The sequence below is a fragment of the Coprococcus sp. AF51-11b1 genome (assembly GCF_027682785.1).
GTDB classification, from domain to species: domain Bacteria; phylum Bacillota; class Clostridia; order Lachnospirales; family Lachnospiraceae; genus Allocoprococcus; species Allocoprococcus comes.
The window spans coordinates 78,940-105,053 of sequence record NZ_JAQCZB010000001.1; the positions used below are offsets into that span (position 1 = coordinate 78,940).

The window sequence follows — 26,114 nt, forward strand, 5'->3', positions numbered from 1 at the left end:
TCTTAATATCCTTTCCTATATAGATTCAGAATATTTTCCTCTGTTTCTGTATCAAATATGTGAATCCGATTTGGATCAAAATACAGATCTACCGTTTCACCTACTTTTGTCTGGTTGGATGGCTCCAGCCTTACAGCATGCGTTCTGTGCTGTTCATCAAAATACAGGAATACTTCTGCTCCAAGCATTTCTCTGGTAACGACGGTTTCCCGTATTCCGGCACTGTTTTTTGCAAATCCGCTGGCTTTTGCTTCTTCGTATTCATAGATATCTTCCGGTCTGATTCCCAGGGTCACACGTTTTCCCAGGTATTCTTTCCGGAGAATTTCTTCATTACGCCCAGCTGGATATACTTTTTTTACTGGTCCTGTTGTTGCAAATAACAGGACTGTCTTATCAAATTCTTTTTCCACTTCGCATTCGATAAAATTCATGGTCGGTGCACCTACAAATCCTGCGACAAATTTATTTACCGGATGATCGTAAATGTTCTGCGGGGTATCTACCTGCTGGATCAGACCGTCTTTCATGACAACGATTTTTGTCCCAAGCGTCATTGCTTCTGTCTGATCGTGTGTAACATAAATGATGGTGGTATCTAACTGTTTATGTAACTTTTGCAATTCAACACGCATCTGCGCCCGAAGCTTTGCATCAAGATTGGAAAGTGGTTCATCCATAAGAAATGCTTTTGGCTGTCTTATGATTGCCGCGCCAATCGCAACACGCTGCTTTTGCCCGCCGGATAATGCCGCCGGTTTTCTGTCAAGCAGAGATTCAATCTCAAGGATTCTTGCTACTTCTCTGACTTTTTGATCAATTGTTTTTTTGGGAACCTTACGGATTTTCAGCGAGTATGCAATATTTCCATAAACGGTCATGTTTGGATATAATGCATAGTTCTGAAAAACCATCGACATATCTCTTTCCTTTGACTCCAGGTAATTGCAGAGTTCTCCATCAATCCAGAGTTCTCCATCCGTAATGTCTTCCAATCCTGCAATCAATCTAAGTGTTGTAGATTTTCCACAGCCGGAAGGTCCTACGAAAATCACAAATTCTTTATCATGAATGTCTAAGGTAAAATCTTTTACACCATAATGTGTGGAATCAAATTGCTTGCAGACATTTCTTAACGCAATTTCTGCCATCTTTTTCCTCCTTCATAGCCACGAATGTGGCTTCGTTCTTGCTCTTATGTCCGTGAAATATCGTAACATTTCTGCTTCTGAAAGTGCTATCATATTTCTGCTAAAGAAATGTTAAATGGACGTATATTATTATATACAAATGTAAAAAAATGAGACAGTCCGCAAACTGTCCCACTAAAATTTCGTTATAAAATTATAGGTATAAATATTATGCTCTCTTCCGTTCTTCCAGTGTTCTGGATATTTCTTCTGTCTTTTCATCTGTTAATATGTAATGTTTTCGGAACACAAGTAATCCGATCAGCAATACAAGAATCGGAATGATCGTCATACACATCCGAAGTCCCAGCCTGGAAGCCGGTGCGATTACCGTCAGTACTTCTGCCGTTTCATCCTTCTTGATCTGGAAGATCTGAATAACGATCGAAGCCGCAAGTGCAGCCACGCCAGATGCCAGCTTTACCACAAAGGTCTGCATCGAAAAGATTACCGATTCGTCACGCCGGTTATTTTTCAATTCCCCGTAATCTACCGTATTTGCAAGGAAAATCGTCACAATAACATTCAGCATACCAATTGCCGACATAATAAGGAATGCCGGAACCAGAAGCAGATAGACACCGGTACTTCCGGAGAATGCAATCACAAGAAGGATCAGATATCCTGCAAATGCCATAGAAAAGCTGACATAAAAAAGATTTATCGTATTCATAAATTTCCGGAACAGCGGAAACAAAATCATCATCGCAAGGATCTGGAATGCACCGCCAAAGGTATTAAAAAGCGTATAATTGCTCTGCCATGCTTCCGGACTGAAATCATATTTGAAAAAGTAAATGACCAGATTCGATGTAATATATAATGCGGTATTGATCATAACAATTGCCACAACCATGGTCAGTGCCTGGTCATTGCGAAACAGTGCCCGGAACATTTCTTTTACCGTTGCTGTTTCCATATTTACCGAAGATTTTTCTTTAATAGAAAGACAGGTAATCGTGATAAAAATGAAAAACAAAACCGCAATGATCAGTGCAAAATAGCGATATCCAAGCCGTTCAATTTCCGATGCACTTTCCCCGCCTGCCAGTTTGCCAAGCGTGGATACGGAAAGTACGGTGATGATCGTGATAATTGCAGAACCAACGCCGGCACAGGAACGTGCCATTGCAGAAAGATTTTCGCGCTCTTTTCCGCTTTCGGTAAAAGCAGGAATCATGGACCAGTATGGAATGTCCATCATCGTATAAGTTACGCCCCAGAGTATGTAGGTTATAGCCGCATAAGCAACCAGTCCTCTGCCTGAAAGAGAGGGCGGTGCAGCAAACATCAGATACAAAACAATGGCATTTGTCAGTGTACCGATAAAGAGCCACGGTCGGAACTTGCCCCATCTGGTTTTCGTCTTTGCTACGATGATTCCCATGATCGGATCATTAAATGCATCAAAAATTCGGGCGATAAACAGGATCACCCCCATTGCCACAGCACTGACACCCATGATGTCCTGATAATAATAAAGGACATAGGACGCTGACAGCATATAGACCATATCTTTCCCTACAGCCCCGATTCCGTAGGCAAACTTTTCTTTTCCTTTTAGTTTCTGTACTTCTCCCATAATAAATTCCCCCTTGTCAGATTGTAATGCCATCGATCAGAATGGATACGACTTCATCTAATGCCTCATGATAAGAAATTCCATTCTGGACCAGCACGTCTCTCTGAAAAAACTGTTCTAATGTGGCTTCCATCATGGTTTTTAAAATTGGAATCTGGATATTTCGAATTTTTCCTTCTGTGATGCCCTGTTCCAGTAATGAAATCGTACTCTCCCACCCGGTTTCCAGACGGGATTTTACTTTTTCATAAACTTCGGGATACCTCTCCTTTAACTGATAAAGCTGTCTGAGATCAAGCTCCCGATACCCTTCCGGTAACACACCAAGAATTGCTCTGATTTTACCAACCGTATCCAGACTCAGATCTTGAAGAACTTTTTGTTCACTTTCTTTGATCGAGGAAAAACAATAATCAACCATCTCCAGAACCAATGAATTTTTGTCAGGGAAAACAGTATAGATTGTTTTTTTGCTGATTCCCAGAAGAGATGCAAGATCATCCATTGTAAATTTTAACCCTTTTTTCTGAAATGCCTTGATGGTTGCTTCGAGAATATTGCCTTTTAAATTTTTATCTGACACATCATCATCTCCTTGTGGAAACTATTTCTCTTGTAATAGTTTCCTTGATTGTAGCATCTTTGCGCACAAAAAAACAAGCAACTAAATTCACAAAAATAGTTTCTTGTTTTTGGTAACTTTTTAATATGGAGCGAATTCTTTTTCTGGCGGATATATTTTGATTTAAAACTCTCTTGGTTGCAATTTTTTTTATTTTAAAAACAGTTGCGGAATTGCTTCCACAGCTGTTGCGTGCTTGAAACCGTACCTCTGCACTGTGAACTGACACAGGTTTTTTACAGGGTGATTTAAAAATTTAAATTGTATACTTTTCCAAAAATGTTTCTATGAACAAGAACACATAACCTGATAACAAATAACCAATAAACGATGACATTGAACCATAACCAACCGTCTATAAGCTTTGTTGAAGATATACCCTGTACGGAAATTCTTACTTAGATATCCACATCAAACAACACTGTCTGATTGTAGCGATCCAGTGCAATCTGCATTTCCATAATTGTATTGGAAATACGATCGTATTCCTGACGGATTACTTCCAGATCATAGTTGATATATTTATATTCCGGTACCGATCCGGATGAACTGAAGGAATTACTATACACACGCATTTTCGGAAGCCGCTTGCGCATATCGTCAAGAACAGCTTTTCTTTTGTTAAGCTGCGCCATTCGGATCAAAATGCTGTCAATGCTCATCTCCTGATTGCCAACCTGCACTTTTGCGGTGGCATTTGTCAGGTTCAATGTATGTTTGATAGTAACAATCTTCCTGTCGATCTCGTCAATTGTATTTGCAATGGTCATATAATCATATTCCGGAATGACCGGCTCCTCATTGACCGCAGCCACATAGGTACTGGATGCTGCCTCCTTGTTTACCCAGAATGCTTTATCTTCCTCAAGGCTTCTCAACATCTTGTTTGCATAAGCTGATGTAATTTTCTTCATGATTTTTGCCTCCCATACTGTTCTCTTGCTTACAATATAAATGATGTAACCGGATTGCTCCATTGCTATGCAATTTCCGCAATCCTCGAACACCATATAAATAATATCTGTTCCTCAACTTCTGATTTAATTATAATTATATGATAGCTGTTTGTCATTCAACCAACAGTTTAAAACTCCATAGAAATGAGAAATATCCCCGTCAATGACGAGGATATCTTCAATCGAAGTATGTAATAATCTACTTAAAATAATGAAATTGTCTATACTGGGTAACGATTTTCCGGAAAGCCATTTATAAATGGCCTGCGGATTTTCAAATCCAAAAGCTCCCTGGATTTCCCGAATTGTATATCCTTTTTCCAAGAGTAGCTTTCTTATGCGTTCTCCAGTCTTTTTCGGCTGGATTGACAAATACATGGGTTCCATACTTTGTGCCTCCATGATTCAGAATCAAGTTCCCTGATAACTTATATATTATAACACAGAAAGCATCGGATCACCAGTATCAGTCTCTAAAACATCAGAAAATATATTTACAGATATTCCGGATCCACCTGTTTGCCATCGCTCCAGATTCTTTCCAGATCGTAGAACAGCCCCTTTCTGTCCTTGCTTCGGAAATGGATTTTATTCAATCAGAAGTTTATAAAAACAGCTTTTTCCTGGAAACCAAAATGAGTAGAAATCCTTAAAACCGTTAGAAACAAAGATTGTCCAGCAATATCCCCATAAGATATGAAAAGCAAGGATAACATTTTTATGTATATTTGTTGTTTTTGTTGTTTTTTATATACTTCACGTAGTTTTTTACATGGGTAATCTTGATTTTTTTGTTATAATAACATCATGAATTTAACTAGAAGAATATTCACCAATTTCAATGTAATTCGGTAAAACGCTAAATTTTTTGTAGAAAAAAGTGAGCACATTGGTTAGGATGTGTATATGTACTAATACAACTTGCTGTGATATATGCAAATTGTATAAAGAATCGTGGCGGTTAATATTTATGGAATGGAGAGAGGATAAAAATGAGAATTTACAAAGCGAAAGATTACGTAGACATGAGCCGCAAGGCTGCCAACATTGTTTCTGCACAGGTTATTATGAAACCAAATTGTGTTCTTGGGCTTGCAACCGGATCTACTCCGATCGGTCTTTATAAGCAGTTGGTGGAATGGTATAACAAAGGTGATCTTGATTTCTCAGAAGTTATGACGGTAAACCTTGATGAATATAAAGGACTTAGCCGTGACAACGATCAGAGCTACTACTATTTCATGCATCAGAACCTATTTGATCATGTGAATATTCCAGCTGAGAATACACACCTTCCAAACGGAATGGAACCGGATTCTCAAAAAGAATGCCAGGAATATACCGATCTGATCCAGTCTTTAGGCGGCGTAGATCTTCAGCTTCTCGGAATCGGTCATAACGGTCATATCGGATTCAACGAACCGGGGGAAGCTTTTGACAAGCAGGTTCATTGTGTAAATCTGACTCAGTCTACCATCGAAGCAAACAAACGTTTCTTTGCTTCAGCTGACGATGTTCCGAAGCAGGCTTATACAATGGGAATCAAGACGATCATGCAGGCAAAGAAAATCCTGATCGTTGCAAGTGGCGAAGATAAAGCAGAAATCGTAAGAGATGCTTTCTTTGGTCCGATCACACCGAAGGTTCCTGCTTCTGTTTTACAGCTGCACAATGATGTTACTTTAGTAGCTGACGAAGCTGCACTTAGCAAACTTCCTTTATAATCATGTCTGCAAGGAACGGAGGCTTTGAAAATGATCATTAAAAATGCGTCAATTTATACAGAAGATCATACTTTTGTGAACAGGAATGCAGTTGTAGAAAATGGCAGATTTGTAAGTTTTTCGGATTTTTCGGAACAGGATGCCCAGATCGTGGATGCCCAGGGACTTTATATGATTCCGGGACTTGTGGACATTCATTTTCACGGATGCATGGGAGCAGACATGTGCGACGGTACAAAAGAAGCACTGGATATCATTACGAGATATGAAGCGTCCATCGGTGTGACTTCTGTCTGTCCGGCTACCATGACAATTGCTAAAGACGAGCTTTTAAATGTCATGAAAAATGCAGGTGATTACGCCTACAATGGCGGTGCACACCTGGTCGGTATCAATATGGAAGGACCATTTATCAGTGCTTCCAAAAAAGGTGCCCAGGCAGAAGAAAATATCCTGCATTGTGATTATGAATATTTCTGCCGGCTTCAAAAGGCGGCAAAGGGACTGATCAAACTGGTGGATCTTGCACCGGAAGAACCGGGAGCCATGGAATTTATCGAGAAAGCAAAGGATGAGGTGGTTATATCCCTTGCGCATACCGCATCGGATTATGATACTGCAAAAGAAGCCATTCAGCGTGGTGCTTCCCATGCAACCCATTTGTACAATGCAATGCCACCATTGAATCATAGAAATCCGGGCGTGATCGGTGCAGTCAGGGATTCTGAAACATGCCATGCAGAGCTGATCTGCGACGGTGTACATATTCATCCCTCTGTGATCCGCGCAACCTTTGCCATGTTTGGTGCGAAGCGTATGATCCTGATCAGTGACAGTATGCGAGCAACTGGTCTGAATGATGGAGATTACACCCTTGGCGGACAGCCGGTAAAGGTAAAAGGCAATCTTGCTACCCTGCATGATGGAACAATTGCTGGTTCTGCTACGAATCTTATGGACTGTGTGCGTTTTGTGGTTAAGAAAGTCGGCCTTCCGTTTGAAACAGCAGTCATGTGCGCATCTGAAAATCCGGCAAAAGAAATCGGAATTTTCCATGAGGTCGGAAGTATCTCCGCTGGTAAGAAAGCAGATTTTGTGCTTTTAGATAAAGATTTGAATATAGTAAGCGTCTATGTAGATGGAAAGGAGATCACATGTTAGGTTTATTTAAAGGAAAAAATAAGGGGAATCTACTCCACTCCCCGTGTAACGGAAAAGTCGTACCGATCACAGAAGTTCCGGATTCGACTTTTGCGGATAAAATATTAGGAGACGGATTTGCAGTCATTCCTTCCGAGGGAAAGGTCTATGCACCGGCAGATGGGGAAGTGAGTATGGTATTTGATACTCTTCACGCCGTTACTATGACAAGCACCCAGGGAACAGAGATTCTGATCCATATCGGTCTTGATACCGTTACACTGAAAGGAGAACCTTTTACCCCCCATGTTGTTGCAGGTGACAAGGTAAAACAGGGAGATCTCCTGATGGAAGTTGATCTGGATAAGATCCAGGCAGCCGGATTAAATACCATTACTCCGGTACTCATCTGTAATACAGATACTTATGGGAAAATAGCCCTTCAGAAGAAAGGCGAAGTCACACTGGAGGATGCTGTGCTTAAATTATCCTAGGATCTGTGCTTTTTCAATCGAAGCTAACTGGAATGGTCCAGTTTAGTGTATACTTTTATTTTATTTCTAAGGAGGAAAAACATGAAATTCTTACAAAAACTTGGTAAAGCGTTAATGCTCCCGGTAGCTATTCTTCCGATCTGTGGTATCCTCATGGGTATTGGATACAGGTTATGTCCGGCTACGATGCAGGGTGGAGACATCCAGGGTGCAGTAAATCTGATCGGTCTGTTTTTAGTAAAAGCAGGTGGAGCTTTGATCGACAACATGGCAATTCTTTTTGCAATCGGTGTCGGTGTCGGTATGTCTGAAAAAAATGATGGTACAGGTGGTATCGCTGCTCTTGCTTCATGGCTTATGATGACAACACTTCTTTCAACAGGATTTGTTACAACGATCATGCCTTCTATCGCAGACAGTGCAACAAAGACACTTGCCTTCGACAAAATCGCAAACCCGTTTATCGGTATTCTTGCAGGTATCATCGGATCTGTGTGCTACAACAAATTCAAAAGCACAAAGCTTCCGGACTGGTTGTCTTTCTTCAGTGGAAAACGCTGTGTAGCAATTATTGCCGGAGTTGTTTCTATTCTTGCATCTGTTGTTTGATTATTCGTATGGCCATTACTTTTCGGAGCACTTGTTGCTATTGGAAAAGGAATCGTTGGACTGGATGTTGTAGGAGCCGGTATCTATGCATTCCTCAACCGTCTGCTCATTCCTACCGGATTACATCACGCACTGAACAATGTATTCTGGTTTGATACGATCGGTCTTGGTGACTTACAGCACTTCTGGGCTGGTGAAACATCTGCAGACGTATCATGGAGTCTTGGAATGTACATGTCAGGATTCTTCCCATGTATGATGTTTGGTATCCCTGGTGCAGCTCTTGCTATGGTAAAATGTGCAAAACCGGCGAAAAAGAAAGTTGCAATCGGACTTGTAGCTTCTGCAGCTATTTGTGCATTCATCTGTGGTGTAACTGAACCGTTCGAATTCGGATTCATGTTCCTTGCACCGGTACTTTATGTAATTTATGCAGCACTTTACGGTATCTTCACAATGATCACGGTTGCTCTTGGATTCCGTGCAGGATTCTCATTCTCAGCAGGTGCGATGGACTTATTCTTCTCTGCTTCTCTTCCGGCAGCAGCTAAGATATGGCTCATCATTCCTCTTGGAATCGCAGCATTCTTAGTTTTCTATTTCGTATTCCTCTTCGCGATCAAGAAATTTGATCTGAAGACACCGGGTAGAGAAGATGATGACGATCTGGAAGCAGAAAAAAATGTAGAACTGGCAAGTGATGACTTCACAGCTATCGCAGCAAAGATTCTTGAAGGTTGCGGCGGAAAGGAAAACATTGCAAGCATCGACAACTGTGTAACAAGACTGAGACTGGAAGTAAAAGATATGACTGCAGTTAACGACAAAGTGATCAAATCTGCAGGTGTTGCAGGTGTTATTAGACCTGGAAAAACTTCTGTACAGGTTATTGTTGGAACTAAAGTACAGTTTGTTGCGGATGCATTCTCAAGACTTTGTGAATAAGCTTATATATCTTGAATAATTGTACCAGAAAAGCAGGGCGCATGCCCTGCTTTTTACATTAAAAAAAAGAATGTGCCGAAGCACATTCTCATTTTGAATTCTTTTATAATTCTTCCGGATCCACCTGTTTGCCATCGCTCCAGATTCTTTCCAGATCGTAGAACAGACGGTTCTCTCTGTCGAATACATGTACGATAATATCGCCAAAGTCAAGAAGCACCCAGCTTCCAAGGCCATAGCCTTCACGCTGTTTGACTTCGTATCCTGCTTTTCCGAGTGTCTCTTCTACATTGTCAACCAGTGCTCTTACCTGGCTTTCGTTGGTTCCGTTTGCAATGATAAAATAATCTGCAAGCACAGAGATTCCTGCAATGTCAATTACACGGATATCTTCGCCTTTTTTGTCAGCGAGTGCTTCGCAGGCAAGTTTTGCCATCTCTCTTGACTGCTCGATTGTCTGCATCAGTTTTTGTCCTCCTTTTCGGAATCACTGTTTTTCAGGTTCTTATAATATAAAAATGTCTCTTCTGTCGCAGGATCTAACGTTGCACCTTTTTCGGCAAGATATGCAAGTGTATCTTCCAGAATACGGTAAAGACATGCATCGATATCTACAAATGCAAGCGCACGTACTTCCGGAAGATTTGGTGCAACATCTCTTCCAGGCTCAATATAATCTGCGATATAAATGATCTTATCAAGCAGAGACATATTCGGACGACCGGTTGTATGAGACTCGATCGATCGTAGAATCTCTTCATTTTCTATTCCATATTTTTCCCGGGCAAAAAATGCGCCCAGCTTTGCGTGCAGAAGTCCCGGATTTTTGTACTCTGCATCGGAAATTTCGATATGATTTTTCTCGCAGAGCTTAATCTTTTCATCTGCCGGCACACATTTTGCACAGTCATGTAAAAGTCCTGCCGTCAAAGCCTGCTCCAGATTGGCACCATAACGCATGGCAAGGCAGCCTGCCGTATGCATCACACCGATCGTATGATCATAACGGTTTTTATCCAGGTACCGTTTTACTTTTTTCTGCATCTTAAGTATTGTTTCCGTCATGTTCACTCACCTGATATAATCTGTTCAAATCTATATAATCTGCAACCTTTTTCGGAATCGGAAGATCTTCTGTCTCTCCTCCTCGGATCATCTGCCGGATCTCACTGGAAGAAACCGGCATCACAGGGGTACGGAGAAGCCGGATATCACATGCATACTTTTCTTTCAAATATGTGATCTGACGGCGCATTTCTTTCGGCGCTCCTGCATCATCCCGATATGCTGCCAGGATGACCGCTGTTTTCAGAAGTCTTTCCGGACATTTCCAGGTTTCCAGATTGAAAAGAGAATCCGCACCGATGATAAAATAAAATTCATCCTGCGGATAAGTCTCTTTAAAATACTCCATTGTCTGATAGGAGTACGAAGTTTCCTTTCGATCCATTTCATAGGTACAAAGCCGGAAATACGGGATCTCTTCAATTGCAAGGCGTGTCATTTCGGCACGGTCCTGTAAATCTTTTCGTATTTCCGGATTTGATTTATGGGGCGGATTGCCGTTTGGCATATACCACACTTCATCCAGATGGAACTGCTGGTATGCATATTCACCAAGCATCAGATGCCCGTTGTGGATGGGATCAAATGTTCCGCCCATAATACCGATTCTCATAATCTATACTCCACTCATTAAGGAAGAACGATTTTCTTCTTGTCGTCTTTTCCCTCTTTATAAAGAACGATTTTTCTTCCGATAACCTGTACCACCTGGGAACGTGTACGCTCTGCAAGGATCTCTGCCATTCCACGCAGATCATCTCCACAGTTCTGAAGAACGTGAAGCTTGATCAGTTCTCTTGCTTCAAGCGCTTCTGCAACAGCTGCGGTAAGTTCCGGTGTTACGCTGGATTTACCGATCTGAAGGATCGGATCCATTGTCATCGCAAGGCTCTTTAAATAAGCTCTCTGTTTGGAAGTCATAAAACTTCTCCTTTCTGAAATTATGTTCTTTTCTAACGGTAATATTCAAACTGAAGACCGTACATACGGATAGTATCGCCTTCCTGAACACCTGCATTTTCAAGCTGCTCAAGGATACCGGTTTCTTTCAGGAATTTCTGGAAGAAAGCAAATCCCTTCTCGGAATCCAGATTGGTGTAACCAAGCATCTTTTCGATCTTTGGTCCCTCTACTACAAATATATCGTCTTCTTTTTCCACGGTATATGGAAGATCCATGTGGATGATCTCTTCTTCCGGGAAATATTCCTGTTCAAATACGATCGGCTTGTCATCCAACTTCTGAAGTTCATTATTTACATAGTAAAGAAGATCAGAAAGTCCTTCTCCGGTCACACCGGAAATCGGGAATACCTTGATTCCTTTTGGCTCGAACTCATCTCTCAGTCTCTGGATCGGATCTTCATCTTCGGAATAGATCAGGTCAACCTTATTTGCTGCAATGACCTGTGGACGCATGGAAATTTCTTTGTTATAGGCTTCCAGTTCAGCGTTGATCTTGTAAATGTCTTCAACCGGATCACGTCCTTCGATACCTGCCGCATCCACAACATGGATCATCATCTTGGTACGTTCAACATGACGCAAAAATTCATGTCCAAGTCCGACACCTTCTGATGCTCCTTCAATCAGTCCCGGAATATCTGCAATAACAAATCCCTTTGCACCTTCCAGATCTACAACTCCAAGGTTCGGGCTGAGTGTTGTGAAATGATAATTTGCAATCTTTGGCTGCGCATTGGTTACACGGGAAAGGAATGTGGATTTACCAACATTCGGGAAACCGACAAGCCCAACGTCTGCGATCACCTTAAGTTCCAGATTCACCCAGAGTTCCTGTGCAGGCTTTCCAGGCTGTGCATACTTCGGAACCTGCATAGTAGAGGTTGCAAAATGCATATTTCCAAGACCGCCCTTACCACCTTTTAAGATGACCTGACGCTGATTCTCGCCCGACATATCGGCAATGACTTTATTGGTCTCTGCTTCACGGATAACTGTCCCTTCAGGAACTTTCAGGATCAGATCCTTTGCATCCTTACCATGACAGCGCTTTTTGCCGCCTTCCTCTCCGTCCTGTGCTTTATATTTTGTTTTGTGACGGAAATCTACCAGTGTGTTAAGACCTTTGTCCACTTCAAAGATTACATCACCGCCGCGACCGCCGTCGCCTCCGTCCGGACCGCCATTCGGAACATATAATTCCCTGCGAAAGCTGACGTGACCGTCGCCGCCCTTTCCGGATCGGATATATATTTTTGCTCTGTCTGCAAACATAATATGTCCTCCTTATTTATGGCTAAAAACAAGGCTTCAAACCAAAAAAGTTTGAAGCCTCTGTTAAATCTGCTTATTCAGCTACTGGATAGATAGAAACCTGTTTCTTATCTCTTCCTTTTCTTTCAAAACGAACAACACCGTCAACCAGTGCAAATAATGTATCGTCACCACCGCGACCTACATTGATTCCTGGATGAATCTTTGTTCCGCGCTGTCTGTAAAGGATGTTACCAGCTTTTACAAACTGTCCGTCTGCTCTTTTTGCTCCAAGTCTCTTAGATTCAGAGTCACGACCGTTCTTTGTAGAACCAACTCCTTTTTTATGAGCGAAAAACTGAAGGTTTAATTTCATCATGGTTGTTACACCTCCTCGTATGTCAAATCCATATATTCTCTGTAGTTCTCATCTTCTGCAATCTCTTCCAGACCAAGAACCATCGCGTCAAGCAAAAGCTTTGCTTCGCGAGTCGGATTACCTTTAAGTCGATAGTCAATGAGTCCTTTGGATTCATCGGATACAAGGCTTGTACGGTCATCCGCAAATTTCTCAATGGCATTCAAAGTATTGATCGTAAGTACGGAAACAGCTGCGCAGACAATATCCTGTCCTTCTTCACTGAATCCTGCATGACCATGTGCTTTGAAACCTACACATTGATGCTTTTCATTTTTATAAATGGTTACTCGTATCATATAACCACCAGCTTCTTACGCGTTGATCTTTTCGATCTTAACTGCTGTATACTGCTGTCTGTGTCCGTTTTTCTTGTGGTAACCTGTTTTTCTCTTATACTTGTAAACGATAACTTTTTTAGCTTTTCCGTCACCAATTACAGATGCTTCAACTGTTGCACCTTCTACTACTGGTGTTCCAACTTTAAGCTCGTCACCACTTACTGCGAGAACCTGGTCAAAAGTATAAGACTGTCCGGCTTCCACACCAAGCTTTTCTACTTTAATGATATCGCCTTCGGCTACTTTGTACTGTTTACCACCTGTTGCTATAATTGCGTACATATGGCACCTCCTATTATCATTACTCGCCAACTACGGTGTCTGATCAAATCAGGACTTATAACCTCGTTGTGCGGCATACCTCTGTATTATACAGTGGCATGCCACACAAAGTCAACCCCTAATTTGCGATTTTTTTAATTTTTTCATAACAATATCCGATAATGTCTTTTCTTGTGATGATTCCTATGAAATTCTGCTGGTCATCAATGACCGGAACAAAGTTCTGATCCATCGCTTTTTCCATCAGATCCTCCATATTGGAATCGGCACTTACCGGCCGGTAATCTGCTCTTCTTGCAATCTTCGTGATTGCAATGTCTTCTGCTTCTTTCAGATTCAGGATGTTCAGCTTCTTAAGTCCCCAGAGCAGGTCTCCTTCGGTGATTGTACCGACGTATTTACCTTCCCGGTTGATCATCGGAATGGATGAGTATTTGTGGTACTCCATGATTTCCATTGCCTGTCTGAGCGTGTGGTAGTCATATACAAATGCCACTTCTGCTTTTGGCTTCAGGAAAAATAATATATTCATTTTCGTATCCTCTCTTGTATGAATATTCTGTACAGGGGAGTTTTCCCCAACACCTGTACTATACCATATTTAAGGATCGAATTGAAGATTTACAGCTGAGTGTTAACAAAAATATCATAAATTGCTTTGATTGCTGCTTCAAAGTCGTGCTCTCTCACACCGATGATAATATTTAACTCGCTGGATCCCTGATCGATCATTTTTACATTGACATGTGCATGTGCCAGTGCAGAGAAAATTCTTCCGGCTGTACCGCGTGTCTGACGCATTCCACGTCCAACAACAGCGATCAGTGCAAGATCGGATTCCAGTTCGATGTCATCCGGATTCACGGCACGGTGGATGCCCGCAAGCACTTTCTGCTCATGTTCTTCAAATTCATCCTGATGAACGAAGATAGTCATAGTATCAATTCCTGACGGCATATGTTCAAAAGAAATTCCTTCATCTTCAAATACACCAAGAACCTTGCGACCAAATCCGACTTCTGAGTTCATCATTGCTTTTTCAATTGTAATAGAAGCAAATCCACGCTTTCCTGCAATACCGGTAATTGTATACTTCGGCTTTCGGCAGGTTCCTTCTACGATCAGAGTACCCTTTTCTTCCGGTGCGTTTGTATTACGGATGTTGATCGGGATTCCTTCTTTACGAACCGGGAAGATTGCATCTTCATGTAATACGCTGGCACCCATATAAGAAAGTTCACGCAACTCTTTGTAAGTAATTGCTTCGATTCCTTTTGGATTCTTGATGATACGTGGATCTGCAATGAGGAATCCGGATACGTCTGTCCAGTTCTCATACATATCAGCATGTGTGGCTCTTGCAACGATCGATCCTGTTACATCAGATCCGCCGCGGGAAAATGTCTGGATCGTTCCGTCCGGACGTGCTCCGTAGAATCCAGGAATCACGGCACGCTCTACTTTTGAAAGTCTGTCTGTAAGTACCTGGTTAGTTTCTTCTGAAAGGAAGTTCCCATTTTCATCGAACTTGATCACTTCTGCCGCATCGATAAACTCATATCCAAGATAAGCTGCGATTACACGTCCGTTTAAATATTCTCCACGGGAAGCAGCATAATCTCTTCCAATCTTCTTTGCAAAATTATCACGGATGGTGGCAAATTCTTCGTCAAGAGAAAGAGTGATTCCAAGCCCTTCAATGATTTCCTGATATCTCTTCTGAATGTCAGCGAGTAATTCTGTAAATTTCTTCTCTTTTACAGCTGCGCCGTAACAACGATACAGCATATCTGTTACCTTGGTGTCGTCGGAAAAACGCTTTCCCGGAGCAGACGGTACAACGTAACGTCTTGATTCCTCTGAAAGAACGATCTTTCCTGCCTTTTTAATCTGTACTGCATCGGCAAGAGAACTTCCGCCGAATTTCACTACCTTAATCATCTGTTGGTATTCCTCCATCTCTCAATTCATGTATTCTGATCTGCACATGGCAAACCTGCATTTTCTGTAGAAACACCGGGCAGATGTTTCTACACTTATGTAGTTATTACTTTATTACGCTGACGTGAAAAATGCAAGATTTTCTTTTGGAATCTGTTGAAAATCTTGCATTTTGTCTAATAGAATTTCTTTTTTTGAAAACTTTCTATGCATGAATTACATCTGCAAATGTAGCATCCGCTGCTTTTCTCAAATCTTCCGGTGCAAGTGTCAGTTGTGCACCGATTCTTCCGGCACTTACATAGACTTTCTCAAACTGCTGTGCACTTGCATCAATGACCGTCGGAAAATGCTTTTTCATTCCGATCGAAGTGCATCCACCACGCACATAGCCGGTAAGCGGTGTTAACTCCTTTAAATGAAGCATTTCAATAGATTTTTCACCAACCGCTTTTGCAGCCTTCTTAAAATCAATTTCTGCTTCGATCGGAAGAACGAAAACATAATGTTCGCCACTTTTCCCTGTTGTGACAATGGTCTTGTAAACCTGTTCGTGAGGCAGATTCAGCTTGTCGGCAGTTTCAATTCCATCCGTGAATTCATCGCATTCATAGGTCTGATATTCGTAAGAAATTTTCTTTCTGTCTAAAATTCGCATTGCATTTGTTTTGACTTCTTTTTTACCCATGTAAACTTTCCTCCAGTGTTTTTCGGATTTTCTTTCGTGTAATTTCCACCAGCTGCAGTTTCGTCATTCCAATCACATTTCCCGGATTTGGGTCCTTCTTTAATTCCAGCTGCAGATACGCAAGAAGTTCTTTCTTCTCTTCTGCTGATTTCATGTTGATAAAATCAATAATAATGATACCGGAAATATTGCGGAGCCGGATCTGGCGGACTGCTTCTCTTGCTGCCTCCCGGTTGATCTCCGGAAAATGAGAATTCTTTTTCAGACATTTTCCGGAATTGACATCGATTACAGTCAGCGCCTCGGTTGGCTGGATCACCAGATAAGCCCCGGATTTCATCCATACCCGTTCTTGTCTGGCTTCTCGGATCGTCCCTTCCAGGTTATAGCATTTTACAAGTGGATAAGACGAATCCGTATACGCACGGAGAAGCGGAAGTTCATCTGGCATTTCCGTTTCCAGATAAGTCTGAACTTCTTTATACAAAACTCCATCTTCTACCGTTTCCTCTACAATAATTTCCGTCAAATCTTTTTTGTAAATATCCCGGAGTGCCTGTACGCACGGATCCGGTGCACTCTGCAGACAGCTGAAGCAGGTCCGCATCTTGCCATATTCTACGATTCTGTGATAGTTCTCTGCCAGTTTGTCAATTTCGGCACGGATCTGTGTTTCTTCTACTTCCACACAATTTGTCCGGAAAATCAATCCGAAATCACAGTCTATATAGTCCTGTCCCAGCTTTTGCAGTTCTTCTTTCCTGACACCGTGGATTTTACCGGATACACCAATGGTACGATTGCCGGAAGTCAGTACTACATACTGCCCGGTGAAATTTAAGTTCCCGGTCACGACAGGCTGCTTGGTTTTCACTGCTTCTTTCTCCACCTGAACCAGAAGTTCATCACCGATCACAAGTGGCTTCTTTCCAATCTTATTGGTGAAAACCGGGGTATATTTTCCATCCAGCGCAAAATAGCATTGCTCACCATTTGCAATTTCAACAAATGCGCCACCGATATTCGGAAGGATTTTCCGTACTCTTCCGACATAAATTTCACCCAGGTGGCAGCTCTTTTTTTCTCCGCTACTTCCAAAGTGAAATTCCGTTATTTTCTCATCCTCTAAAAGTGCAAGCACCCGGCGGTTCATGCATTCCGTAAGGAGTACTTTTCGTTCCATCTATACAATCTCCGTTCCAAGCGCATCCAGTGGAACCAGAATCATCTTGCCCTCCGTGTCTTCGGATTCCGCAAAAGTTTCCAGTCTGTGGTGGGTAAAGGTCACTTCCTCCGCATCCATACCAAGATAGCGGACAAACGCTTCTGTGACCAGCTCCGGCTTTAAGTTCTGGACACTTCCTGCTGCCACACGCATATAAATCTTTCCGTCCCGGCATTCCAGCTTGTAGATCATCGGACGAATGTCCACTTCTTTTTCACTCTTTTTCGTCTTTTTGACCACACAGATTTCATTCTGCGCATAAAAAGCTTCCAGCTTTTCAGCAAGATCTTCCGGCAGGCTGCCATTTTTTACCGAAGATAAATAGTCGGCACCTGCTACGATTGACATTCCTTTGCTTTTCTTATCATCCGGGATCTGCACAAAGCTGACGATCTCCATGCCGTCTACCATCTGTTCATTCAGCCGTCTGACCGCTTCTTTGCTGGCGATTGACTCGGTCAATTCGATATCAAAATATTCCCCGTCACTGGTAAGCCCTACGCCAAGTGGATTAGCGAAAGACATGATCATATGCGGGCTGTAACCACTGGTAAATGCGATCGGAATCTCGGCACGGCGAATCGCTTTCTGGAAATACCGCATGATATCCAGGTGTCCGATGAACTTCATCACTCCATTTTTCCGAAATTTAATTCTTGCCTTCAAAGCAGACACCTCCTCCGTAACTTGCTGCCCCACAGCCGGAACATTTTGCACGGCAGTTCGGGGTTACATTCCCTTCCATTGCATTCTTCCATTCTTTTATAAGGAAAGATTTTGTCACGCCACAATTGATGAAATCCCATGGGAAGATTTCATCTAATTCACGCTTTCTGAGATTATAGAAATCCATGTCTACACCTGTATTTTCAAAGGCCTGCAGCCATTTATCATAATCAAAATACTCATCCCACGCATCGTAAATACAGCCAAGACGGTAAGCCTCTTCCAGAACCTTTCCGACCTTCCGGTCACCGCGGGCAAAGACGCCTTCCAGAACGGTTACTTCGGCGGTATGCCAGTTGTAGCGCAGACTCTTGCGGTTCAGCTGGTTGCGGAATGCTTCCTGTACAATTCCTGCACGGCGGATATATTCTTCCATCGGCTGCATGGTCGCCCACTGAAGCGGTGAAAATGGTTTCGGTACAAAGAAGGAACTACTTGCCGTGATCTGACATTTTCCATTTCTCTGATCCTTCGGAATTTCATAATACCGGCGTGCTACTTTATCTGCAAGAACAGCAATTCCTTCCATATCTTCCTGGGTTTCGGTCGGAAGTCCAAGCATGAAATAGAGCTTGACCTTCGTCCATCCACCTTCAAAAGCCTGTCCTGCACCATTTAAAATGTCGTCTTCCGTCAGACCTTTGTTGATTACATTACGCATCCTCTGTGTTCCGGCTTCCGGGGCGAAGGTCAGACTGCTCTTACGCACATCCTGCACCTTGCTCATAACATCCAAAGAAAATGCATCGATACGAAGGGACGGCAGGGAAATGTTGACGCCCTGTGTGTGGAACTCATCGATCAGGAAGGTGACGATCTCTTCCAGTTCGTTGTAATCACTGGAACTTAAAGAACTTAAGGTGATCTCTTCATGTCCCGTATTTTTCAGCATTGCACGTGCCGTCTCTTTGAGCATATTGATATCACGCGGACGTGTCGGACGGTAAACCATTCCCGCCTGACAGAAACGACATCCACGGATACAGCCGCGCTGAATCTCCAGAACAGCTCTGTCCTGGGTTACTTTGATAAACGGAACAACCGGCTTTAACGGATAAGTTGTCTGGCTCATATCTGCCGCAACTACTCGTTTGATTTTTCCCTTTGCATGCGGATTGTTTGGCAGGAAAGATTCGATCGTGCCGTCTTCTTTGTAAGTGACATCATAAAAAGAAGGAACGTAAATTCCCTCGATCTCTGCTGCCATTTCCAGAAATTCTTTCCGGCTTTTTCCGGCTCTCTTCCACTTTTTGTATGCTTCCAGAAGTTCATCATAAACCACTTCGCCCTCTCCGATATAGAACATATCGAAAAATTCTGCCAGTGGTTCTGGATTATACACGCACGGTCCTCCACCAATTACAAACGGATCTTCTAAAGTTCTGTCCGCACTGTGAAGTGGGATACCAGACAAATCCAGTACCTGAAGCACGTTGGTGTAACACATCTCAAACTGTAATGTGATGCCAAGAAAGTCAAACTCCTTCACCGGGTCCTGAGATTCCAGGGCAAAGAGCGGGATATGTTTTTCACGCATGATCTTGTCCAGATCAATCCATGGAGAGTAGACTCTCTCGCACCAGGTATCCTCCCGGCGGTTGAACATATCGTACAGAATCTGGATTCCCAGATGGGACATACCAACCTCATATACCTCCGGAAAACACATTGCAAACCTTATATCCACCGCATTTTTATCTTTCATTACCGAATTGACTTCGTGTCCAATGTAGCGGGCAGGTTTCTCTATATTCAGTAAAATATCATCATCTAATGCTAATTTCCTCATTTTTCCTCCGTTTTTAGTTCTTTTGCTCTTAATTCTATAACGATTCACGCCGTAAATACAAGCAATATTTACAATTTTTTAACTTTACAACTATACCATTTATTTCAGAAAATTGCAAAATAAATGAGGTGAAAACAGCCTGTTTTTGCTATTAAGTAACAGAAAGTGTAGTTTCTGTACTGTAAAAGACTGTATGAGATTATATGTAACAGCTTGATCTTTTATAAGATTTTTGTTGCCTGTTACGCAATGATATGACATATACATTGAATAATTATTCATTAAAATGTATTTTATACATAATTACGAATCTAGTCAATAAACAACAAAACAATGTCCTGGAAAACACATTGCAAACCGTATATGTTTTGCAGTATTCCCTTTCATTGTTGGAAAATCTGAAATAATTTAAAAAATTAAAATAATGCTTGTTTTATGGCATTATGCAACAAAAACTATAGTTCTGTTACCATGTAAGACCATATGATACAACACACGATTATATAATTATATTGACGGGCACTATCTTATTTTTAGAAAGGCATCACTTATTTTTGACATATCAAGTTCTTCGCTTTTATCGCTCATATGAATTTTGTCATATAGTGAATCGACATATTTTGTCATAATGCTGCTTGTATCAATTATGTCTCTTTGATCGTCAATATAAACGTCTTCAGTCATATCTACAGTTGAATGTCCTAATAATTTAGAGATTACTTTTAAATTATTAATATTCTTTTTCAATAATGTGGCATATGTGTGCCGTAAGTCATGCCAGCAATAATCATCAGGATTTATATCACATAATTCAAGGACATGTTTGAATGCGTGACTGATTTTGGAATCTCTTGATAATGGTCTTCCGTTTGAATTCACAACAACAAAATCAGGTGTATAATGAAAATTTACATCATTTTGATTCAAGTAATCATACTTATTTTTTGCCAAAATAATTTCATCTAAAACGAACTGGGGTATTTCAACGTTCCTTACAGAAGAAGATGTTTTTGTTTGGATCAATTGACTTGTAGCCATTTGAGATTCCCAGCCATCTCCGTAAATAGTTCGTCCTTTTTGCCAGATAATATGTAATTGACGATTGGAAAAATCTACGTTTTCAAATTGAAGACCAAGTGCTTCACTTATCCGGATGCCAGTTGTAGAACAAATCAACATTAACAGATAGTAATTAGGTTCTTCTTTTTTGCAGGTTAGTAAAATATTTTGTAATTGCTGTAATGAAAAAGTTTTGCGTTTGGTCTCCGTTCTTTTTTTCTGTCGCATCTTTGAACGGATTGTTTGAACAGCGTAAGGTGCCGGGTTTGCGCTATTATGTTAAACTCCTTTGCTGTTTTAAAAGAAGAACTAATAACGGCATAAGCGTTGCAACGCAAAGGGTTCGAAGCAATAGAATCCATAAATTTGATTAAATCAGAGGATTCAATGTTCGTTATGTATATGCGTGGCGATATCGATTTTAGCAAGTGGTTATATATCACGTTCCGATAATTTACGAATGTGGAATATGCTATTTTTTTGACAGATAAACAATCTGTCTTTTTGTTGTGCTGCAAAATAGACAAAAGAAAAAACACATCATATTTATCAAACAATTGCAAATATGATGTGTTTTATAATTATGTCAAAATTCTTAACTTAATGACATTGCTCCACAAGGGAATCTCTTTTACTGTTACATAGTACAAGGCATTTCTTCTGCAATTTGCTTAACAGTTTCGATCGGAATATCGAATTTATCTGCAATGAATTCACAAGTTAATCCTTTTCGTAATCCAGACTGTACAATTTTGCTTATACCTTCTTCTATGCCTTTTTCGTAAATTCCTTCACTTAAATTACACATCGTATTTGCCTCCTCCGCAAGATTAGATGCTTTTGGGAAATGATAGTCATTTTCAAGGATTGTAACCAGGTTTGGATTTAGATATTACACTTATTCTTTTGTACAGTCTTTAGCTTTCTCTATCTTCAAGGTATTCTGCAAGACTGTAATACAGTTCACCTGCAATTCCACGTATCTGCTCTGCGGCGGTCATGGAATTCAAGATTGCCTCCTGCTCTGCTTCTGCCGCAGCAAGGAAAGCACGGTCGATTATATTTTCCGGAATTGCTGATATTTGCACAAGTTCCTCCTCATAACCGGATGGGATTCTGTTTGCAGTCGTAAATCCGATCATAACCTCTCCGCTGCCATGACCTGTGTAACCGCCGGTTCGTGCGATACCAACACCAGTTCTTTTCAGAATCCGTTTGAGCTGACGACTTGTCACTGGAAGGTCTGTAGCCAGAATACTCATAATAGAACCTTTATCTTCTTCAGATGCAGCCATATCACTCTTTTCCTGCTTCCATTCCAGAATCTTCGGACCAACAGCTTCTCCGTTCAGTACAAAATCTTCCGTTGCACCAAAGTTTGACTGAACCAGAACACCAATGGTGTATTCTTTTTCACCAATCGTGATCACGCGGGATGCAGAACCGATTCCCCCCTTCATGCCATAGCAGGTCGTACCGGCACCAGCACCTACATCACCTTCTTCGAATTCTTCTGATGCTGCCGCAAAAGCCTCACGCACTTCCTTTTCGCCAATCGCCCGTTTCTGGATATGATTGATCCGGCAGTCATTGCACTCGCCAACAACCGGATTGATACTCTGTGGCTCAATTCCGTCCTTACGGCTCTGTTCGATCACGACATCAACCATTGCATCCAAAACCTTTCCGACATTTAAGGTATTGGTAAGAGCAATGGGTGTCTCGAGGGTCCCCAGTTCCTCTACCTGCACCACGCCAGCACTTTTTCCAAATCCATTATGAATGTATGCAGCTGCCGTATAGTGCTTGGCAAATGCATTGTCCGGTCCAGGAACGATCACGGTTACACCGGTATGATTTTCTTCTGTCTTCACCGTACAATGCCCTACCCGTACACCTGGCACGTCCGTAATCGCATTCCTTTCTCCTGTTTTTACTCTTCCGGGTACAATCCCAAAGTCCCGAATCCGTTTTTTCCCCATTTTGGTTTCCTCCTTGGATTATGTTGTATTTTTCAATACATGCTGGTTATAGTATAACACATCTCCGTTATTGAAGGATTTATTTTTTATTTTATGCGACTGACTTTCGTGATCATCTCGGTTTTTACCGGTCTGTGATAGACAAATCCTGACTGCGGTTCAATGGCTTCTTCTACTTCTACATGTTCCAGTCGTTCAATCTCATCCCAGCCATCGATCACTTTTCCGATTACAGTGAAATTACCATTCAATCTCTCAGAAGCAGCAAGAGTGATATAGTACTGGCTGCCAGAACTGTTCTCTGGATCTCCTGCCATGGCAACAATCCCCCGTTCAAAAACAATTTTGGCATTTTCAGGATTGGTTTTAAATTCCGGTTCGACCATGATATCGATCTGTGGATCAACACCATCAAAAAACAGTGGCTGGAGGACAAATCCCGGTTCCAGACGTTCAATGGCTCTTCTGTCAAATATTTTCTTCTCTGCGAGCTGCATAACACTTCCGCAGGCAATCGGTGCGATTTCCGGCCAGAGTTCAAAGTGTATCACAGCATTCTCATTTACAGTTATTTCGATGATTGGTTTTTGATTCCCGGTATAATTGAATTTACCATCATTTTTCTCTTCCAGCGCTTTGATCATATGATAAGTATATTCATTGTACGGCATAGGGATTCCAAGCTCCTTTCCCATCCGCACAAGCGCACCGGAGAACATATCGATTTCCGTATGACGTCCGGCATCCAGATCCTGTAAGGTAGAATATCTGGCTGTCGGAGGAACTACGCTTTCGCGTCCGGATGAACTTCCTGTTTTACTCATATCGATTCCTTTTGCCTTCGCTACCATTTCCAGTTCTCTCTTTAATCCATCACTGATTGCTTTTATGTGGACACTGTCGCGGTAACATCCAACGCTTGTCCCCAGAATTGCCTGCGGCAGATTGTTGTATACATTCAGGCGAAATTTACACCATATCTCCTCCTGAATGTACTCGGTCGACCGGAAATGAATCCCAGTATCTGTAAACAACGCTTCCACCGCTCTCACACGCTCACTGTCAAACGGTGCAGATGGCTCTCCAAAAATAATTTCCAGTGTGGTCGGCGGATCAAAATGATAACCATCATCCTCTTTGTGTGAAGCCACTTTGATCAGTGCCGGTAAGACATGCTCCGTGCCCACTGTTCTTCCGATTATTTCTTCACTGTCGACTCCATTCATCAGGCTCATGACCACTGTATGTCCACCCGTTGTTTTTTGTATACTCTTCAATGTACCTTCCAGTGAACCGTATTTCAAAGCAACCACCAGCAGATCCACATTATGTGCTTCTTCTGGTGACCACACCTCCGGATGGTAAATCCTGCCATTATTCGCACATCCATTTTTCCTTAGACGATCCGCTCTTTCTCCCTCGGCAATCACGCCAAGCCGGACTTCCGGTTTCTGTGAAAGTCCCCAGATCACATAGGAGCCTACCGCCCCTGCACCTAAAACTGCAACTGATTTTATCTTCATCTTCTATCTCCTTTCGTTTTACGGATACTCATATTCTCATTATACTTTTTTACAGAAAATAGATCTCTTCATTCCGCCATATGTATCATATATTAACTTGCGACTCCAATCTTTACAACAAAGATTTTTTATTATAACAGGAACAAATATCTTCATGTTTTTGCAGAAAAAAAAGAGACTCCACAAGGCAATGTCATTAAGTTAAGATGACCAATCAAGATCTTAGCATCAGAAATGATGCTAGGGCCTTTGTAATTAAGAACATCTTGATTGCAAGGAGGTAACGAATATGAGCAATTATATTAATCAAGTTTCAGATTCTCTAAAGAATCATATTTCGGAATTAGCTAACAATCCATGTTTATTTCTTCGAAACCCCAATGTCGATTTCTCTCGAAAACGGAAAATTGATTTCAAAACTTTTATTTGAGATGGGGAATAGAAACTTCATTCAGAGAATTAAAATATGCCATAGGATTAACAAGTTTCCATGCACGAAAACCAGATTTTATTAAACAAGAAATATATGCGCGATTACTTTTGTATAACTATTGTGAATTAATAACAACACATGTAATAAAACAAATGAAAAACAATGATAAAACAAAACAGGTGAACTTTACAATCGCCATTTATATTTGTAGAGAAGGACGCATGAAAAAACTCTCGTTTTTTCACACGCCCTTTCTGATATTTTTTGATTCTCTTTTTCTGTCGCAAAATAATAAACCACCTCTTGGTGAGCAGACCAACTTTTTTCGCATATTCAGCTTTTTCCTTGCGCTCTAAAGCGAGTTTTTCTTTCAGATTATCCTCTCGTGTGTCATCAAAAACTACGGATGCTTTATCGAGGAACTCCTTCTTCCAGTTTCGGAGAAGATTCGGCTGAATATTGTTTTCGGTTGCGATTGTATTTAAGTCTTTTTCTCCTTTGAGCAGTTCAATCACTAATTCTGATTTGAATTTGGCGGAGAAATCCCTATCCTTTTATTCAATCCCCATTACTTCTCCTAGTGCAAGCACCGCATTTCTTACGCATTCCGGACATTCACAGAGTACCTTTCCTGTGCCGACGCCCTTCAACTCCCTACAGATCGTTGCTCCGCATTTTTGCTGAAACTTTGCAAGGATTTCTTTGGAATAACGAGGCGTTCCGGCTCCGTCTGTCAGGACTCCGGCGGTCATCACAGCTCCTATGAGTGCCCCGCAGGTTGCTTCCAGACATCCCATTCCAGCTGCATAGCCTGCGGTTAATTTCATCAGTGTCTCATCGTCCAATGAAAGCTTATCTTCAAATACTTTTACCACTGCCTGGGAACAGTTGCATGCTCCGGCAGTTTTTAAATCTGCAGCTTTTGCTGCGCGTTCTTCGATTGTCATATTCAGTACCTCTCTTATTTTATTCAATCTGGTAAAATTTTTTCAAAGGCTTCGTCTCAGTCTTAGCTGCTCTCTGAAAAAATTCCGGTATATTCTCCATATACCTGTAAATATACACAGGGAACAGACTGATGCCTGTTCCCTGCCTGTTAATTCCTATTATAACATAAATCTGTTAGAATCCCATCCACTTTTTCAGAATACCGGGACACATTCT

At 41.6% G+C, this 26,114-nt stretch carries 28 protein-coding genes and 3 pseudogenes; 5 read left to right on the plus strand and 26 right to left on the minus strand.

Going from position 1 to position 26,114, the window contains the following annotated elements; translation table 11 throughout:
* Positions 1 to 2: 2 nt before the first annotated feature.
* The 5 genes from PGY05_RS00350 to PGY05_RS00370 form a co-directional block, all read right to left on the minus strand.
* Entirely contained in the window at positions 3 to 1,151 is a 1,149-nt protein-coding gene (locus tag PGY05_RS00350; RefSeq protein WP_055297583.1) for an ABC transporter ATP-binding protein, read from the minus strand.
* A gap of 208 nt (positions 1,152 to 1,359) precedes the next feature.
* A complete protein-coding gene (locus tag PGY05_RS00355) occupies positions 1,360 to 2,772 on the minus strand; it encodes a glycoside-pentoside-hexuronide (GPH):cation symporter (RefSeq protein WP_055297584.1) in 1,413 nt (470 codons plus the stop codon).
* Positions 2,773 to 2,788: 16 nt separating this feature from the next.
* Positions 2,789 to 3,355 (minus strand): TetR/AcrR family transcriptional regulator, encoded by a 567-nt coding sequence (locus PGY05_RS00360; RefSeq protein WP_008370447.1) that lies wholly within the window; start codon positions 3,353 to 3,355, stop codon positions 2,789 to 2,791.
* Between the two features lie 437 nt (positions 3,356 to 3,792).
* Positions 3,793 to 4,308, minus strand: coding sequence for a hypothetical protein (locus PGY05_RS00365; protein WP_055157119.1), 516 nt, complete (start codon positions 4,306 to 4,308; stop codon positions 3,793 to 3,795).
* A 126-nt stretch (positions 4,309 to 4,434) separates the two neighbouring features.
* A complete protein-coding gene (locus tag PGY05_RS00370) occupies positions 4,435 to 4,737 on the minus strand; it encodes a helix-turn-helix domain-containing protein (RefSeq protein WP_055248615.1) in 303 nt (100 codons plus the stop codon).
* A gap of 605 nt (positions 4,738 to 5,342) precedes the next feature.
* Between PGY05_RS00370 and nagB the strand changes: the two genes are divergently transcribed.
* The 4 genes and pseudogenes from nagB to PGY05_RS16620 all read left to right on the plus strand — a co-directional run bounded on the left by nagB (position 5,343) and on the right by PGY05_RS16620 (position 9,262).
* Positions 5,343 to 6,074 carry a glucosamine-6-phosphate deaminase gene (nagB, locus tag PGY05_RS00375; protein ID WP_055157023.1) on the plus strand — a complete coding sequence of 244 codons (732 nt, stop codon included), beginning with the start codon at positions 5,343 to 5,345 and terminating at the stop codon, positions 6,072 to 6,074.
* Positions 6,075 to 6,104: 30 nt separating this feature from the next.
* The gene (gene nagA, locus PGY05_RS00380) at positions 6,105 to 7,235 is read left to right on the plus strand and encodes an N-acetylglucosamine-6-phosphate deacetylase (RefSeq protein ID WP_270475133.1); all 1,131 of its coding nucleotides are present in this window, start codon (positions 6,105 to 6,107) and stop codon (positions 7,233 to 7,235) included.
* Complete coding sequence (locus PGY05_RS00385) at positions 7,229 to 7,708, plus strand: PTS sugar transporter subunit IIA (RefSeq protein ID WP_055157019.1); 480 nt, start codon at positions 7,229 to 7,231, stop codon at positions 7,706 to 7,708. Before nagA ends, PGY05_RS00385 begins: the two co-directional genes overlap by 7 nt.
* Positions 7,709 to 7,789: 81 nt before the next feature.
* Positions 7,790 to 9,262: pseudogene (locus tag PGY05_RS16620) on the plus strand (PTS transporter subunit EIIC).
* A gap of 103 nt (positions 9,263 to 9,365) precedes the next feature.
* On the opposite strand, the gene rsfS reads toward PGY05_RS16620, so the two are convergent.
* From rsfS to PGY05_RS00480, 19 genes and pseudogenes are all read right to left on the minus strand, one after another.
* Positions 9,366 to 9,716, minus strand: coding sequence for a ribosome silencing factor (gene rsfS, locus PGY05_RS00395; RefSeq protein ID WP_270475289.1), 351 nt, complete (start codon positions 9,714 to 9,716; stop codon positions 9,366 to 9,368).
* 8 nt (positions 9,717 to 9,724) lie between these two features.
* Entirely contained in the window at positions 9,725 to 10,327 is a 603-nt protein-coding gene (yqeK, locus tag PGY05_RS00400; RefSeq protein WP_270475134.1) for a bis(5'-nucleosyl)-tetraphosphatase (symmetrical) YqeK, read from the minus strand.
* A complete protein-coding gene (gene nadD / locus PGY05_RS00405; protein ID WP_022221033.1) occupies positions 10,308 to 10,940 on the minus strand; it encodes a nicotinate-nucleotide adenylyltransferase in 633 nt (210 codons plus the stop codon). Before nadD ends, yqeK begins: the two co-directional genes overlap by 20 nt.
* 17 nt (positions 10,941 to 10,957) lie before the next feature.
* Positions 10,958 to 11,248, minus strand: coding sequence for a ribosome assembly RNA-binding protein YhbY (yhbY, locus tag PGY05_RS00410; protein ID WP_008370480.1), 291 nt, complete (start codon positions 11,246 to 11,248; stop codon positions 10,958 to 10,960).
* Between the two features lie 32 nt (positions 11,249 to 11,280).
* A complete protein-coding gene (obgE, locus tag PGY05_RS00415; protein WP_173685476.1) occupies positions 11,281 to 12,564 on the minus strand; it encodes a GTPase ObgE in 1,284 nt (427 codons plus the stop codon).
* A gap of 73 nt (positions 12,565 to 12,637) precedes the next feature.
* Complete coding sequence (rpmA, locus tag PGY05_RS00420) at positions 12,638 to 12,922, minus strand: 50S ribosomal protein L27 (protein WP_008370482.1); 285 nt, start codon at positions 12,920 to 12,922, stop codon at positions 12,638 to 12,640.
* A 5-nt stretch (positions 12,923 to 12,927) separates the two neighbouring features.
* Entirely contained in the window at positions 12,928 to 13,260 is a 333-nt protein-coding gene (locus tag PGY05_RS00425; protein WP_008370483.1) for a ribosomal-processing cysteine protease Prp, read from the minus strand.
* 15 nt (positions 13,261 to 13,275) lie between these two features.
* The gene (gene rplU / locus PGY05_RS00430) at positions 13,276 to 13,584 is read right to left on the minus strand and encodes a 50S ribosomal protein L21 (protein ID WP_008370484.1); all 309 of its coding nucleotides are present in this window, start codon (positions 13,582 to 13,584) and stop codon (positions 13,276 to 13,278) included.
* 118 nt (positions 13,585 to 13,702) lie between these two features.
* Entirely contained in the window at positions 13,703 to 14,116 is a 414-nt protein-coding gene (locus PGY05_RS00435; protein ID WP_008370486.1) for a CBS domain-containing protein, read from the minus strand.
* Positions 14,117 to 14,205: 89 nt separating this feature from the next.
* Positions 14,206 to 15,525 (minus strand): aspartate kinase, encoded by a 1,320-nt coding sequence (locus tag PGY05_RS00440; protein WP_173685475.1) that lies wholly within the window; start codon positions 15,523 to 15,525, stop codon positions 14,206 to 14,208.
* Positions 15,526 to 15,730: 205 nt separating this feature from the next.
* The gene (ybaK, locus tag PGY05_RS00445; RefSeq protein ID WP_008370496.1) at positions 15,731 to 16,213 is read right to left on the minus strand and encodes a Cys-tRNA(Pro) deacylase; all 483 of its coding nucleotides are present in this window, start codon (positions 16,211 to 16,213) and stop codon (positions 15,731 to 15,733) included.
* Entirely contained in the window at positions 16,206 to 17,396 is a 1,191-nt protein-coding gene (locus tag PGY05_RS00450; protein WP_270475135.1) for a ribonuclease E/G, read from the minus strand. The genes ybaK and PGY05_RS00450 overlap by 8 nt, the downstream gene beginning before the upstream one ends.
* Positions 17,397 to 18,104 (minus strand): TIGR03936 family radical SAM-associated protein, encoded by a 708-nt coding sequence (locus tag PGY05_RS00455; protein WP_055157215.1) that lies wholly within the window; start codon positions 18,102 to 18,104, stop codon positions 17,397 to 17,399.
* Positions 18,088 to 19,953, minus strand: coding sequence for a TIGR03960 family B12-binding radical SAM protein (locus PGY05_RS00460; protein WP_270475136.1), 1,866 nt, complete (start codon positions 19,951 to 19,953; stop codon positions 18,088 to 18,090). The genes PGY05_RS00455 and PGY05_RS00460 overlap by 17 nt, the downstream gene beginning before the upstream one ends.
* Positions 19,954 to 20,475: 522 nt before the next feature.
* Positions 20,476 to 21,240 carry a tyrosine-type recombinase/integrase gene (locus PGY05_RS00465; RefSeq protein WP_173686640.1) on the minus strand — a complete coding sequence of 255 codons (765 nt, stop codon included), beginning with the start codon at positions 21,238 to 21,240 and terminating at the stop codon, positions 20,476 to 20,478.
* Between the two features lie 409 nt (positions 21,241 to 21,649).
* Entirely contained in the window at positions 21,650 to 21,820 is a 171-nt protein-coding gene (locus PGY05_RS00470; protein WP_022220354.1) for a hypothetical protein, read from the minus strand.
* Between the two features lie 109 nt (positions 21,821 to 21,929).
* Complete coding sequence (locus PGY05_RS00475) at positions 21,930 to 22,994, minus strand: P1 family peptidase (RefSeq protein WP_008370519.1); 1,065 nt, start codon at positions 22,992 to 22,994, stop codon at positions 21,930 to 21,932.
* A gap of 86 nt (positions 22,995 to 23,080) precedes the next feature.
* On the minus strand, positions 23,081 to 23,575 hold the full coding sequence (locus tag PGY05_RS16760) for a peptidylprolyl isomerase (RefSeq protein ID WP_442872490.1): 495 nt from the start codon (positions 23,573 to 23,575) through the stop codon (positions 23,081 to 23,083).
* A gap of 3 nt (positions 23,576 to 23,578) precedes the next feature.
* Positions 23,579 to 24,517, minus strand: a pseudogene (locus PGY05_RS00480) (ketopantoate reductase family protein); the annotation flags it as partial.
* A 426-nt stretch (positions 24,518 to 24,943) separates the two neighbouring features.
* On the opposite strand from PGY05_RS00480, the gene PGY05_RS00485 reads away from it, so the two are divergent.
* On the plus strand, positions 24,944 to 25,306 hold the full coding sequence (locus tag PGY05_RS00485; protein ID WP_270475138.1) for a transposase: 363 nt from the start codon (positions 24,944 to 24,946) through the stop codon (positions 25,304 to 25,306).
* Between the two features lie 15 nt (positions 25,307 to 25,321).
* On the opposite strand, the pseudogene PGY05_RS16625 reads toward PGY05_RS00485, so the two are convergent.
* Together PGY05_RS16625 and PGY05_RS00495 are read right to left on the minus strand one after the other, a co-directional pair.
* Positions 25,322 to 25,486 (minus strand): annotated as a pseudogene (locus tag PGY05_RS16625) (transposase); the annotation flags it as partial.
* 18 nt (positions 25,487 to 25,504) lie between these two features.
* A complete protein-coding gene (locus tag PGY05_RS00495; protein ID WP_227084578.1) occupies positions 25,505 to 25,897 on the minus strand; it encodes a C-GCAxxG-C-C family protein in 393 nt (130 codons plus the stop codon).
* Between the last annotated feature and the right edge of the window lie 217 nt (positions 25,898 to 26,114).